This window comes from Gleimia europaea ACS-120-V-Col10b (assembly GCF_000411155.1).
GTDB lineage: Bacteria > Actinomycetota > Actinomycetes > Actinomycetales > Actinomycetaceae > Gleimia > Gleimia europaea_B.
The window spans coordinates 321137-334684 of sequence record NZ_KE150266.1 but is presented as its reverse complement, the minus strand read 5'-3'; the positions used below and the strand labels follow the sequence as shown (position 1 = coordinate 334684).

General features: G+C 55.4%; 12 protein-coding genes and 1 tRNA gene. 6 read left to right on the top strand and 7 right to left on the bottom strand.

From position 1 onward, the window contains the following. Positions 1 to 18 precede the first annotated feature (18 nt). On the bottom strand, positions 19 to 1392 hold the full coding sequence (gene lpdA / locus HMPREF9238_RS01520) for a dihydrolipoyl dehydrogenase (protein WP_198009452.1): 1374 nt from the start codon (positions 1390 to 1392) through the stop codon (positions 19 to 21). Positions 1393 to 1615: 223 nt separating this feature from the next. Beyond that, a complete protein-coding gene (locus tag HMPREF9238_RS01515; protein ID WP_016443672.1) occupies positions 1616 to 3079 on the bottom strand; it encodes a leucyl aminopeptidase in 1464 nt (487 codons plus the stop codon). 79 nt (positions 3080 to 3158) lie between these two features. On the opposite strand from HMPREF9238_RS01515, the gene HMPREF9238_RS01510 reads away from it, so the two are divergent. Next, complete coding sequence (locus tag HMPREF9238_RS01510) at positions 3159 to 3635, top strand: hypothetical protein (RefSeq protein ID WP_016443671.1); 477 nt, start codon at positions 3159 to 3161, stop codon at positions 3633 to 3635. Positions 3636 to 3693: 58 nt separating this feature from the next. Here HMPREF9238_RS01510 and HMPREF9238_RS01505 read toward each other — a convergent pair whose 3' ends face one another. Then, positions 3694 to 4152 carry a tRNA (cytidine(34)-2'-O)-methyltransferase gene (locus HMPREF9238_RS01505; protein ID WP_016443670.1) on the bottom strand — a complete coding sequence of 153 codons (459 nt, stop codon included), beginning with the start codon at positions 4150 to 4152 and terminating at the stop codon, positions 3694 to 3696. Positions 4153 to 4198: 46 nt separating this feature from the next. Further along, positions 4199 to 4729: a YbhB/YbcL family Raf kinase inhibitor-like protein gene (locus HMPREF9238_RS01500; protein ID WP_016443669.1), complete on the bottom strand. Its 531-nt coding sequence runs from the start codon at positions 4727 to 4729 to the stop codon at positions 4199 to 4201. Positions 4730 to 4891: 162 nt separating this feature from the next. On the opposite strand from HMPREF9238_RS01500, the gene imuA' reads away from it, so the two are divergent. The 4 genes from imuA' to HMPREF9238_RS01480 are packed head-to-tail and all read left to right on the top strand — an operon-like array spanning position 4892 to position 10921. Further along, positions 4892 to 5440, top strand: coding sequence for a DnaE2-dependent mutagenesis accessory factor ImuA' (imuA', locus tag HMPREF9238_RS09015; RefSeq protein ID WP_156824360.1), 549 nt, complete (start codon positions 4892 to 4894; stop codon positions 5438 to 5440). Next, a complete protein-coding gene (locus HMPREF9238_RS01490; RefSeq protein ID WP_016443667.1) occupies positions 5437 to 7101 on the top strand; it encodes a Y-family DNA polymerase in 1665 nt (554 codons plus the stop codon). Before imuA' ends, HMPREF9238_RS01490 begins: the two co-directional genes overlap by 4 nt. A gap of 30 nt (positions 7102 to 7131) precedes the next feature. Beyond that, complete coding sequence (locus tag HMPREF9238_RS01485) at positions 7132 to 7764, top strand: thymidine kinase (protein WP_040316600.1); 633 nt, start codon at positions 7132 to 7134, stop codon at positions 7762 to 7764. Positions 7765 to 7813: 49 nt separating this feature from the next. Then, positions 7814 to 10921, top strand: a complete 3108-nt coding sequence (locus HMPREF9238_RS01480; protein WP_016443665.1) for an error-prone DNA polymerase — start codon at positions 7814 to 7816, stop codon at positions 10919 to 10921. A gap of 21 nt (positions 10922 to 10942) precedes the next feature. Here HMPREF9238_RS01480 and HMPREF9238_RS01475 read toward each other — a convergent pair whose 3' ends face one another. Both HMPREF9238_RS01475 and HMPREF9238_RS01470 read right to left on the bottom strand, forming a co-directional pair. Further along, on the bottom strand, positions 10943 to 12286 hold the full coding sequence (locus tag HMPREF9238_RS01475; protein WP_016443664.1) for an AI-2E family transporter: 1344 nt from the start codon (positions 12284 to 12286) through the stop codon (positions 10943 to 10945). 26 nt (positions 12287 to 12312) lie between these two features. Then, positions 12313 to 12972 carry an HAD hydrolase-like protein gene (locus HMPREF9238_RS01470; RefSeq protein WP_016443663.1) on the bottom strand — a complete coding sequence of 220 codons (660 nt, stop codon included), beginning with the start codon at positions 12970 to 12972 and terminating at the stop codon, positions 12313 to 12315. 144 nt (positions 12973 to 13116) lie between these two features. Here HMPREF9238_RS01470 and HMPREF9238_RS01465 point away from each other — a divergent pair. Beyond that, positions 13117 to 13204 (top strand) — tRNA-Leu (locus HMPREF9238_RS01465). 96 nt (positions 13205 to 13300) lie between these two features. On the opposite strand, the gene HMPREF9238_RS08735 is transcribed toward HMPREF9238_RS01465, so the two are convergent. Continuing rightward, the gene (locus HMPREF9238_RS08735) at positions 13301 to 13483 is read right to left on the bottom strand and encodes a DUF8730 family Cys-rich protein (protein ID WP_016443662.1); all 183 of its coding nucleotides are present in this window, start codon (positions 13481 to 13483) and stop codon (positions 13301 to 13303) included. Positions 13484 to 13548: the final 65 nt, after the last annotated feature.

Below are 13548 nucleotides of genomic sequence, written 5' to 3'. Positions count from 1 at the left end.
CTCCTTAAGTAGTGGGTCTTAGGCTGAGTGCAACGGCTTGCCAGCGAGGGCCAGAGCCGCCTCTCCAATGGACTCGTTCTGAGTTGGGTGCGCATGGATGATGCTGGCCACGTCCTCAGCGTACGCTTCCCAGTTTACAATCAACTGGCCTTCGCCAATCTGCTCGCCCATGCGGGCGCCAATGGCGTGGAAGCCAACGATGGGGCCGTCTTTGAGGGCCACGAGCTTTACTAGACCAGCAGTGTTGAGGATCTGAGATTTGCCGTTGCCAGCAAGGTTGAACTCTTGCGTGGCAATCTTGTCGCCGCCGTACTGGTCCTTAGCCTGCTTTTCAGTGAGGCCAACGGAGGCGATTTCGGGCTCGCAGAAAGTTACGCGAGGAATGCCGGATTCGACGATTGGTTCGGGGTTCAAGCCAGCGATCTCTTCGGCGACGAACATGCCCTGCAGGAAGCCGCGGTGTGCCAGCTGTAGGCCGGGGACGATGTCACCAACCGCGTAGATACCCTCAACGTTGGTGCGCAGACGCTCATCTGTGAGCACAAATCCGCGCTCCATGTTGACACCCTGCTCCTCGTAACCGAGATTTGCGGTAGCCGGGCCGCGCCCGATTGCTACCAGCAGAATGTCACCGTCGTAGGTGTTACCGTCATTCGTCTTTACGTGAACGCCGGACTCATCCTGAGTGACGGATTCGAACATGGTCTTGGTCTTGAAGTCAATGCCACGCTTGCGGAACTGGCGCTCCAGGTTCTTGGAGATGGCCTCATCCTCAGCAGGAACGAGGCGATCCAGGCCCTCAATGATGGTCACTTCAGCGCCGAATGATGCCCACACGGATGCGAACTCAACGCCGATCACGCCGCCGCCAAGCACGATTGCCTTCGAGGGAACCCAGGTCATCTGCAGCGCCTGCTCGGAGGTAATCACGTTGCCTTCGATTTCGAGGCCGGGGATGGTCTTAGAGTAGGAGCCGGAAGCAAGCACGATGTTCTTCCCGCGATATTCTTTACCGTCTACGGTGACGGTGTTCTTCCCCGTGAGCTTGCCCCAGCCCTGCACGTAATCAACTTTGCGCATCTTGATAAGACCCTGCAGGCCCTTGTGGAGCTGGTTAATCGTCTGGTCACGGTACTGTGCAACGCGGTTCATGTCGATTCCGTCAAAGTTGGAATTTACCCCGAAGTAGGCAGAGTCCTTGACGGTGTCGGCAACTTCTGCAGCGTGCAGGTATGCCTTTGTTGGAATACAGCCGCGGTGCAGGCAGGTGCCGCCAAGCTTGTCACCTTCGATCAAGGCCACTTTGAGCCCAAGCTGGCTAGCGCGCAGGGCGGCTGCGTAGCCGCCAGAACCGGCACCGAGAATGACTACATCGTACATTTCTTCACTCACGTGATTCTCCCCTTATGCGAGTTTTGACCGTGGGTCATTACTTACCGCTCATTGTCGCACTGATCGTCTACGATTACCTGTTTTGTGAACGATTTTTCGGCCCCGGTTTTGTGCCGTTTGCAACAAGAATCATGCCAGGTATAGACACGTAAAAACCCCGCCCAATCGAGATTAAAAGGAAGTTAATCTCGATTGGGCGAGGCAGGATTTAGGGGTCGCTGTCTTAGGCGAGTGATTCCGCCCAGTTCACGAGCGTGAGCATGCTCATGCCGGTTGCGCCCTTGTTGTTGGCGCCCCACGGGCTGCCATCGTTGTAGGAGGGGCCGGCAATATCGATGTGGGCCCAAGGCTTGTCAGCTACGAACTCTTGCAGGAACACGCCCGCAACCATCATTCCGCCTGCTCGCGTACCCGAGTTCGCAATGTCAGCTACGTCAGACTTCAGCGAGTCGAGCAGGTAGGAGGGTAGCGGGGCGCTCCACATGGCTTCGCCCACCTGCGCGGCGCTGGCTACGATCGCATCACGCATATTGGCAGTGCCCATAACGCCGGCGGTGCGTTCCCCTAGACCGACGATTTGCGCGCCGGTGAGGGTAGCAACATCAACGATTGCGTCCGTGTCAGTTTCAGCCGCAAGCGCGAGGGCATCTCCCATGACCAGGCGGCCTTCAGCGTCGGTGTTGATCACTTCAACGGTCTTTCCCCCGCGCATAGTGATGACATCGGAGGGACGCTGGGCGCGGCCGCCAGGCATATTTTCTGCCAGCGCCAGGTAGGTGTCGATCTTCACGTTCAGGCCTAGTACCGCCGCGGCAACGGTGGTTGCAAGCACGGTGGCGGCACCGGTCATGTCTGACTTCATAGCTTCCATGCCCTTGGCAGGTTTGATGGAAATACCGCCGGAGTCGAATGTGATGCCCTTGCCGATCAGGGAGATCTTCTTGCTGGCATTTTGAGGTGCGTAGCTGAGTTTGACCAGTCGGGAACCGCGATCAGAACCCAGGCCAACAGCGAGGATGCCTCCACACCCTTCTTCTGCAAGCTTGTTTTCGTCCCAAATCTCCGCTTCGATGGGCAGGCCCGCGATAGCTTGTTGCGCGTAGGTAGCGAACTTGGCGGGGTAGAGGTCATTGGGCGAGCGGTTCACCAGGTCCATGATCATCATCATGGAAGAAGCTAGAACCTTGATGCGCTTCGCCATGGTGTGCGTGTTCAGACCTTGGGGTACGCAGATCGTGAGCTGGTCAAGAGGAGTTACCTTTTCATCTCCGTACTTTTGAATGGTGTAGCAACCAAGCAGGGCGCCAATGCCGGCCTGGATAACATCGTCCTCGTTTTCATACTTTCCAGCAAGCACCACATTCTTTGCTTCTAAGCCGCGCGTACCGATTGCGGCGAGGTGCCGGTGAATCCCGGTGCCTTCAAGCTCGATGCCGTTAGAAAAGTCGGAGTTGCGACGCGAATGCAACTCGTCAGCCTTGGCTCCCACGAGGGCGATCTTTCGGGCTTTAGTTCCAGTGCCCGGAAGCACTGTGCGAGCGCCGGTACAAGATTTCGCGTCTACCGCCTTGGCGGCCTCATTGAGGCCGGGAACCTCGATGCTTGGCCCGTTTTCAAAGTAATAGGTAACCAGGAGGTCTGTTTCAATGTCTGCTACGCTTTCGCAAATGAATTCGATATCTGTCATGCCCCTATCGTATCTGCAAGGTAAATCGACGCAAGAACTTCGTTTTCGCTAAAATAAATGCGAAAGGTGAGGTGTTTCGATGCGTAATCATATGCGGGCGGCGGGAGCTGAGCCCCGGCCGGCAACTGATAACCGGGGTGCTTCCTACGGGGGCGGGCGCGTTGTTATGGCGGTATTTTGGGTGTGTGCCGTCTATTTTACGTACACAGCTTTCGTTGATTTCGTTACCTTCTCCAATCAGCCTATCGGCCCGCGAGTGCTCTCGCTCATTGCGGCGCTCGGCTACATTTTGATCGCAATATCGATCACTCACAACGGTAGGCGTATGCGCATCATCGGATGGACCGCTCTGCTAGTTGAACTTGCCGGCGTTCTCTCCACCGGCATCATGGGTCTTGGTGTTGCTGATATTGGTGCGATTCGAAACGTCTGGGCAAATTTTGGTGCCGGCTACTACTACGCGCCGTTGATCTTACCTGTGATTGGACTGGTGTGGATCTGGTTCACAAACCCGCGCCGGATCGTGGAGATCGCCGAGAGTTTCGACCGCAAGTAGACGGTATTTATTTGGTAGCCCCGGAAAGCCGTCTCTATCCGCCGGGGCAAAACACGGCCTATATACCGCCGGGAAAACCGAGCTGACGCCAAGCCTCGTACAGTCCGATAGCAGCCGAGTTTGCAAGGTTTAGTGACCTAGTTCCAGGCGTCATCTGAATGCGCACACGCTCAGTTACACGCGGGTGATCCATAACCTGTTCGGGCAGGCCCGTGGGTTCGGGGCCAAATAGTAGACCATCCCCATCGCGGTAGTGAACGTTGCTGTAATGGGTAGTGGCGTGCCCCGTAAACGCATAAATCGAACCGGGCACCTGTGCAAGTGCTTCATCAATAGTTTCATACACGCGAACGTGAGCCAGATCGTGATAGTCGAGGCCGGCGCGCTTCAACTTCGTGTCATCCATGTCGAACAGGGGATCAACTAGGTGGAGCATGGATCCGGTACATGCGGACAGGCGGATTGCGGCGCCCGAATTTCCGGGGATTCTGGGTTCGAAAAAGACTACGTGGAGCACGCCCTCATTTTAGGCGCGTGCCCCACGATACGAAAACCAGAGCGGTTTACTGCTTGAAGGTCAAAGTTAATGACGCTTTGGCAAGCGCATGGAATAGAGCGTTGAACGAGGCCGTGGTGATAGTGGTTTCCTCGTCCAATCCCAAGGTAGGGGTATCGAGGGCATAGACGGTGAAAACGTACCGGTGTTCCCGATCTCCCTTCGGCGGGTTCGCCCCATAGTAGCTGGCTTGACCCGCGTCATTTAGCAGGTGGAAAGCCGCCCCTTCCAAATGCAGATCAGAAGCGCCAGCGCCCTCCTCCAGCTCAGTAATTTCAGCGGGAATATCAACGATTCCCCAATGCCAATAGCCTGCGGGCGTAGGTGCGTCGGGGTCAAAACAATAGATGAAGAAAGACTGAGTTTGTTCGGGAAAACCGCTCCAAGAAAGATGAGGCGAGATGGAACCGCCGGGCGCGGTTTGAGCGGCGGGCATAGCCTGCTTGGCGCCCACGGTGTTGGACTTGAGCGTAAAAGTCGGAAGTTCTGGTAGGGCTTCGTCGGGATGGGGTGCTACCGGGCGTGAATTAAGATCCATTTGGAGCTCCTAATCTACTGTTGCCAAGGTCACTTTCAATTTATCTCTACACTAGCTTTAGTGCGATAGGGCGGAGTTTACCGGCGTTTTCACGGTTGGTTAAAACCAAAATTAAACATCTCCACTTTTCTTGTCCCACTCCTGCAATACACTATCGAACAGATGTTCGAAACTCTTGGGGGAGGAAGCGAGCAAGTGGTGGAGGCGCAAATACTTGAGCGAGATCGGAAACAACGCTTAGCGAAAGCGCGTTTGAGTCTTGTGCGGGCGGAAACTGCGGTAGGTGTTTTGCCAGCGCCTCTTCGCGCGGGCAGTGTGTGGCATGTAGACAGTGGGAATGAGGCACTGTTTGCGGCTACGTTAAGCCTTCACAAAGACGGGCAGTGGATAGGCTTTGTAGGCGTTAAAAACATCGGTTGGCGCGCGGCCGCAGAGAAGGGGATTGCGCTTGAAAAAGTTATTTTTATTCCCGAGGTGAAGGGGCGGCCTCTTAAGGTTTTAGCTGCTCTTATCGATGGGGTTGATCTGGTAGTGGCGGGCCCGCTTTCGTTGTCACCGCAAAACCAAAGAGCTCTTGCGGGGCGGGCAAGGTTAAGGAGATCTTCTGTTCTAACGACTGTGCCCTGGCTTTCTGTTTCTAAACCTTGGTATGCGCGGTCGCAAAACGGCGGGGTTGATAGCTCTTTCGATTTGATTGGGAGGGCAGTGTGACGCGTTTGGCAGTGGTGTTTTTTCCAGATTGGGAAACGAGTGCGCTAGCAATTGATTGCCCTCCTGGGGCCCCGGCTGCTTTGGTGTCTGCCGCCGGGCGGATAACTCACGTGACTCGTGAGGCTCGGGCGGTGGGCGTGGCGGTGGGAATGCGGAGGGCTCTTGCAGAGCACTTGTGTGATGGGCTTCTAGTCATGCCAAACGATCCGGGTCGTTCGCTGCGGGCGTTCAATGTTGTTCTTGACTCTTTGGATGAAGTGTCAGCAACCGTTTGCATGATAAAACCCGGAATAGCATGGGTTCCTGCTTCTGCGGCACGCACTTTTGGCGGTGAAGAGGCGCTGTGTGAGCGCGTGATCGATGTGGTCGCAGCGCAGACGGGGAGTGAGTGCTACGTGGGGATAGGTGAAGGATTGTTGCAAGCCTGGGTGGGGGCACTGCATGGCGTTATAGATCCCAGCGAGTCTCGCGTGAACGATTTGTCGCTAAGGCACTTAAAACCGCTTATGTCTCAAAAGGAAAGCGATCTGGATCAAGTGTTGGATTCTCTTGCCGCCTTAGGGGTGAGGACGGTTGGTGATCTGCAAACTCTTGGTGCGGGGCATGTGCTGGCTCGTTTTGGTGAGGTGGGTCAGAGCTTGCATAAGCTGATCTGGCAGGCTGGTCCGATTTGTAAAGTTGAGCGTACGGCAGATGAATTCATCGAGCAAACTGTCGTGTTTCCAGCCCCGGTGCCAGATTTGGGGGTGGCTTTGGGATATTTGCTGGAGCAGTCCAGAAGTCTTGTGGAAAAACTGATTGCAAAGCAAGTGGCTACAAATGAAATCGATATAACCGCAACTATTTTTGGGGCCACGGGAAGGGCTGAGAGGCTACGGCGGTGGGCGATAATCGATTTTCCCGCGCCGCGTGATTTGGTTGATAGAACGCGTTGGCAAGTCCAGTCTTGGGTTGACGAGATAGCCAGATCTGGAGTTTCTTTGGAGGGTGAGTATTCGCAAGAGCGTTTTGGGGTGGAGAAAATTGTTCTAACCGCCCGCAATCTGGTTCCAATAGATCATCTTGCAAAACGATTGTGGTCAGATCGTAGCGAAGAGGACGTGCGCGCCAGTACGGTGGCTTTTAGACTTCAAGCGCTAGTCGGTTTAGACGGGGTTTTGCAACCGCGAGTGCGGCCGGGGTTTGATCCGCTGAGTAGGGCAGTGCAAGCCGAGTGGGGCGCCGCCCCGGAAATAGCCGCATGGGAGGGCTGGAGCGTGCCTCGCAAATGGCAGGATCACGCCTCGTTTCAAAACGCGTGGGTTGGGGGTTTGCAGGAAGAATCTCCGGCGACAGTGCTGGAAAATCCTCTGTCTGTGAGTCTTTTTGATGAGGGCGGAAGCATGGTTAGCTTGCGGCCAGACGGCACGCTGAACGCTACTCCACGAAGCATGGTTGTGAACGCTGTGGAAGTGGCGGAGCTGAATGTGGGGTTGTGTGCAGCAGAGGAGGTCAGCCTCTCTGACGTGCGCGGCCCATGGCCTATCCTTGGCAGGTGGTGGGACGCGGAGGATGAAACGGCTGCGCCCAGAGCGTGGCTTGTGGCATTGCCTCAAGGGTTACCGCAGGTGCTTATTAAATGGTTTTCGGGTGAGTGGATGCTCGCCGCATTGTGGTATTAGTTCAGTAGAGGCATTAGAAAGGTGCGTGCTGTGGCCAAACTTTACTTCAGGTATGGGGCAATGAACTCCGGTAAATCAACGGCGTTGCTACAGGCCGCCTACAACTACGAAGAACGCGGGCAAAGAGTGGTGCTCGCAAAACCGTCGATTGACACCAAAGGAGATGCGCAGATTGTTTCTCGCCTGGGGGTTACTCGCGAAGTGGACATGCTGGTTGGCAAAGATGAGAACCTGCGCGCCGTTTTCTTAGATGTAGCTTCGGGAGTTGACCCTAATGCTCTGGTGCAGAATCTAGCGGCCAAGCCCGTGTCTGCGCTACTCGTAGATGAAGCCCAGTTTTTTACGCCAAAACAGGTTGACGACATGTTCCGCATTGCGGTGCTAGATAATGTTCCGGTACTTGCGTACGGTATTCGAACTGATTTTCAAACCATTGCGTTCCCTGGGGCGCGGCGCTTATTGGAGATCGCGCACTCGGTTGAAGAGCTTAAAACGATTTGTCGGTGCGGTAAAAAAGCAGTATTTAACGGTCGTAAAGTGGACGATCGGTTCGTTTTCGATGGAGATCAGGTGGCGATTGACGGGGTGTCAGTAACCTATGAGTCACTGTGTGGAAACTGTTATTTAGAAGAGTCAAAGGGGCGGCTGTCTTCCGACCTGTAAAGGCGCGGCCGAACGCGAATATCGAACACTTGTTCGATATGATTGGTGGGTGGTAACCTACGCAGAACTTCACGCGCACAGCGCATTTTCTTTCCTTCACGGGGCTAACCTGCCCGAAGTAATGGTTCAGCGTGCAGCGCAGCTGGGTTTGGATGCCATTGGAATCCTTGATTATGACGGCATGTTCTCGGCGGTACAAACAAGCGTTGCTGCCAGAGAAAACGGGATCGCGAGCGTACAAGGAACAGAAATCAGGGTTGCGGATGGTTATCATCTGCCAATCCTTGCCAATAATGTAGACGGCTACCACGAGCTTTGTGACGCCCTATCGGCATTCCAACTGTCTAAAACAGGGCGCGCAAACATGGTTTTACCCCTTGAAGAGCTCGCAAGATTTTCGGCGGGAAACTGGACGATTCTTACCGGAACTGCGCGCGGGCCGATCCGTCAAACTTTGCGCAGGCATGGTATAGATCAAGCGGTTAAGCTGACCGGTAGGTTTCGTGACCTGTTTGGGAACGTGGTTATAGAGTCGGCTCTTTCAACTCCGGATGAAGAAGAACGCGAAGCTCACGACCTGGCGCGTATTGCTGAACTTGCGGGACTACAACTGGTGGCAACAACTGGGGCGCGCGTAGCGGACGTTAGTTCTTTGAAGCTTGCTCACGCGCTACGTGCGATACGCCTGGGAGCCACGTTAGAACAGGCACAGCCCTACCTGGAGGCTTTTCCGCCAATCCTGCGTTCAGCCAGCGACATGCTTCGAATACACAGGTACTATCCGCAGGCGGTAGAGAATGCAGCCGAGTTAGCGCAAGAACTCGCTTTTGATTTGCGGCTCGTCGCACCGCATTTACCGCGTGCAAATCTTCCCGTCGGGTTTGATGATGACAGCTGGCTACGTCACCTCACGTATGCGGGAGCGCAAGAAAGATACGGCAGTAGGGCGCGCAACCCGCAAGCATGGCAGAAGATTGATTCCGAATTATCTTTAATCGCAAAGCTGGGGTTTTCAGGCTATTTCTTGATAGTTAAAGAGATCGTAGATTTTTGCGTTGCCGAGAATATCTTGTGCCAAGGACGCGGGTCGGCAGCGAATTCGGCCGTGTGTTTTGCGCTCGGTGTTACGGCTGTAGACGCGGTTAAACACAAGATGCTGTTCGAGCGATTCTTATCCGAGGGGCGTAGTGGACCTCCCGATATCGATATCGATATCGAGGCAGGTAGGCGTGAGGTGGTGATTCAACATATTTATGAACGCTACGGTCGTCGGTATGCGTCCCAGGTGGCGAATGTGATCTCCTATAAGCCGCGCTCGGCGCTTCGAGATGCGGCAAAAGCGTTTGGGTATCCGGGGGAAGTGGCGGCGGTTTGGGTGAAGAAGCTAGAAGGAGCTAAGCCGGATCCGAAGGTGGCGGGCATTGCAACGCAAATGTCAAAGCTACCTCGGCATATGGGGATTCACCCCGGAGGGATGGTGCTAACTCGCGAACCGGTTTCAAGAATCTGCCCGGTGGCGTGGGCCAGCAAAGAGGGGCGTACCGTTCTCCAGTGGGATAAGGATGACTGCGCTGAAGCTGGGCTCGTGAAGTTTGATCTCCTCGGTTTGGGTATGCTCACGGCACTTAGAAAAATGTTCGCTGCGCTTCGCGATGAAGGTCACGTGGGCGCTGACGGTAAACCTTTTAACCTGTACAACCTGCCAAACGAGGATCCGCTCGTGTACGACCTGCTGTGCGCTGCAGATACGGTTGGTGTATTCCAAGTTGAATCGCGTGCTCAAATGAGCACGCTCCCGCGAATGCAACCACGTTGTTTTTACGACATTGTGATTGAGGTTTCTCTGGTTCGCCCCGGGCCAATCCAGGGGCAGGCAGTCAATCCGTATCTGCGGCGCAGGCGCGGCCTCGAACCCGTTTCTTACTGGCATCCGCTACTCCGACCGGCATTGGAAAAAACGCTTGGGATCCCAATTTTTCAAGAACAACTCATGCAAATAGCGATGGATGCCGCCGGTTTTAAACCACACGAGGCCGATCAGTTACGTAAAGCGATGGGGTCTAAGCGCAGCGCTGAGAAGATGGCGCGCCTGCGTCCGGCCCTGTATGCGGGGTTTGCGAAGAATGGGATTACCGGTACAGTTGCGGATCAAATTTTTGACTCATTCCGCGGCTTCGCAGAATTTGGTTTCCCCGAATCTCACTCGTTTTCGTTCGCTTATATTGTGTACGCATCGGCGTGGATGAAGGTGCATTTTCCCGAGGAGTTCTACGCGGCAATCATTTCTTCACAACCAATGGGATTCTATTCGGTTTCCTCACTGGTGGAAGATGCGCGTAGGCATGGTGTGTTGGTAGAGCGTGCAGACGTTAATTATTCGTTGCGTGATACCAGTGTGGAGCGGTTTATGGGCGCAAATCAGACTCAGCGGATCCCCCCGGTGACTCCGCAGTCAGGCAAACGTGTCCGCATGGGCTTTGCAACTATTCATGGTCTTTCAGACGCGAGTATTGGCCGGATTATTCGTGCCCGCGAGCAGGGTGAGTTCGCGTCGGTGGAGGATTTAGCGAGGCGGGCTACGCTCAGTTCGAAGGAAGTGGAGAGGCTCGCTAAGGCTGGCGCGCTTGGGAGGATTGCGGATTCGCGCAGGCAGGCCATGTGGGTGGCACCGTTTGTGGGGCAGCAAGCTCACCAGCCTACGTTGCCGCTGGAGTGGGGGAATATACCGGATTTGCAGCCTCTTACGCCGGTGGAGGCAGTGGTTGCGGACTATCAGGCTAGTGGTGTGAGCGTGGACGGGAATCCGATGGAGTTCGTCCGGCGGAAACTCGATTCTGCTGGCGTGCTACCGTGCGGCAAGGTTGCAAGTGTGGAAGCGGGCCGGCGCATTCGCGTTGGAGGATTGGTGACGCACCGGCAGCGTCCGCACACGGCTAAAGGGACGATTTTCTTGTCATTGGAGGACGAGACGGGGTATGCGAATGTGGTTTGCGCGCCGGGGCTTTGGAAGAGGTTTCGCAAAGTTGGTTTGACTGAGGCGGCGCTTGTGGTGCGTGGGGTTGTCGAGCGCGCGCCGGGTGGGGCGTCGGCTTTGGTGGCGGACAAACTTGAGGCGCTACCTGTTCCTGTGGCGGGTAGGTCCCGCGATTTCAGATAGCGCCGCAGGTATTGAAATCGGTCAGCTTTCTGATGGTCCTTCAACGATTTCTTTAGGGCTTGGAAGGTCGCCCTCAAGGGGCGGGTCTTCTTCGTGCAGCTGTTGGTAGATAGCCCAGGCGGAAGCGATTAGAGGGATGGAAAGCACAGCGCCGAAAATGCCGGCGAGTAGGGTTCCGGCGGTGACGCCGATGCCCACAACTACGGGGTGTAGCGAAACTTGTGCGCCCATGATGAGCGGTTGGAGGACGTGGCCTTCAAATTGTCCGATTAGGGCAATCCCGATGCCAACAGCAATCATCATCCACACGCCCTTTGAGGCCAGAGCTACGATCATGGCGATGCCCATGGCGGTGGGAGCGCCGATAAGGGGGATGAATGAGCCCATGAACACGAGTACGCCGAGTGGAGCGGAAAGGGGAATCCCGAGGACAGTGAGGTAAACGAACGCGAAGATGCCGTTGGTTAGTGCAACCATCATGATGCCACGGGCGTAGCCAGAAAACGTGTACCATCCAGCGGCTACGGCCTTGTGTGTGGATTCGCGGTGTCTTTCCGGCAGTCGGTTAAGGAACCAGATCCACATGTTCTTGCCGGAGTAAAGGAAGAAGATTGTGGCAAATAGGGCGAGCGCCATGATCGTGAATCCGATTGCTATGGACCCGAGGTTGGAAAGCGCTCCTTGAAGTATTCGGCCCGCGTTGGTTTCGATGTAGTTGCGTGCCTGTTCGATGGTTTGGTTGATCCAGTTGTAGATCTCATCGGAGGTGAGGTCAACGGCCCACGGGCCGGTTCTGACGAACTCGATGATCTGGTCGATGCCGTTTCCAAACTGTTTACTCAGCGAGTTCCATTGTCCGGCAACGGATGTAATGACGTAGAAGATAAGGCCGCCAAAGAAGGCTGTGCTACCCAGTAGGGCAATGATTTCGCCAAGCCATCTGGGCATGTAGCGTTCGAGCCAGGTCACGATGGGGTCAAGAATAGAGGTGACCACGAGCGCAATGAAGATTGCAACTACGACGGCGGCAACTTCGGCAAGGCTCCAAACGATGAGGGCAACTATGATTAGGATGCCCAGAATCATCCAGGCGGAGGTTCCGGCTTTCCGTAGCCATGTGGGAATGTCGTTTATGTTGCCGCGAGAGTGAGCCTTGGAAAAACGCGGCGGAATAGCCCTAGATGAGCCGCGCATTTGGTTTCGGCGGTGCTGTCGCGGCAGAACTTCTTGGGAGAGTGGCCGTGGCGCCTCTGCGGGAATGGTGGCGTGTTTTGCGGTGGCGTTGCGCGACATGATTGAGCGCGCGGTGGCTCCCGCTCTAGATGCGAGTCGTCTGATGTTACCGGAGTTTTCGTCTTTGCTCACTGTTTCAGCCTAGTGCGTTCCGCTGATTATTTCTTGGTGCGCTGGATGATTGTTTCCACTAGTTCGTCTGGTGTGGCAACGGCTGTCGTTGCGGTTTCAAATTCGCGTGGGTCGGTTCCGCCCCAGAGGACGCCGATTACGTCGAGGTGGTTGGCGATCGCGCCCTCCACGTCGTGGATTCGGTCTCCAATCATGATGGCACCGGCACGGTTGTAGCCGTCAGCTTCGAGAAGGTTTAGGGCATCTGCGATTACCGCCGCCTTGGATTGGTGGGCGGAATCGTTGGTGGAACCGACGACGTGTTTGAAGTAGGGGTCGAGACCGGCGTGTGTTGCTATGGGCTTTGCCATGGTCTCGGTTTTTGAAGTTGCGATGGCTAGGGGGAAGCCAAGTTTGTGAAGTTCTTGGATGGCTTCTCGAACGCCCGGAAAAAATGGGGCGTCATACATGGTTTGACGATAGTGGCGGCGGTAGGTGGCGATGGCGTCGTCGATGTGGGCGGGGTCTACTTTCGCGAAGTCACGGAAAGAGTGAAATAGGGGAGGCCCAACCCAGGCTCGCAGTTGCTCATCTGACTGTGGCGGCAGGCCCAGCTCATCGAGGGTGTCTACTACTGCTTGCATGATGATCGGGGCGGAGTCCACGATCGTTCCGTCAAAGTCAAAAAGCACGATGTTGGTGTTCATGCCTTAAGCCTATCTAAGGACGGTGCTTCGTTTAGTAGGGCTCCCGCGAGGCTCGAAAAGGTGTCATTTGGCGCAGGGAGGTGATTTGACACTGCATGTGGATGTCGTGCTAGAGTTTTCCTCGTTGCTCTAAGGAGCCCCGATGCGCGGGTGGCGGAATTGGTAGACGCGCTAGCTTGAGGTGCTAGTTCCCACTTATTCGGGAGTGCGGGTTCAAGTCCCGCTTCGCGCACAGTTGTGAGGCAGCCGAAAGGTTGCCTCACTTTTTATATTTCTTGCCCAGCAAAAACTCCCTCACCACGGCAGTGAGGGAGCCTTCTTGAAGTTTTTACTTGAAGAGGCGAGAGAAGAATCCGCGGCGGTTGGATTTTGCGGCGGCAATCTCTTCGGCGCTGTGCTTGCCGTTGCACCACTGGCCTGCGGGAACCGAAGCCTTGACCTGTGCGACGTGCTGGCCACAACCAGCCCATGTGGTCTTATGGCATACCTTGCATTCAACTGGACGGCACATGTTCTCTCCTGTGTCTTTGTCGATATGAGGGGAAGTTGCCTACAAAAGAATATACCCCGAGGGGT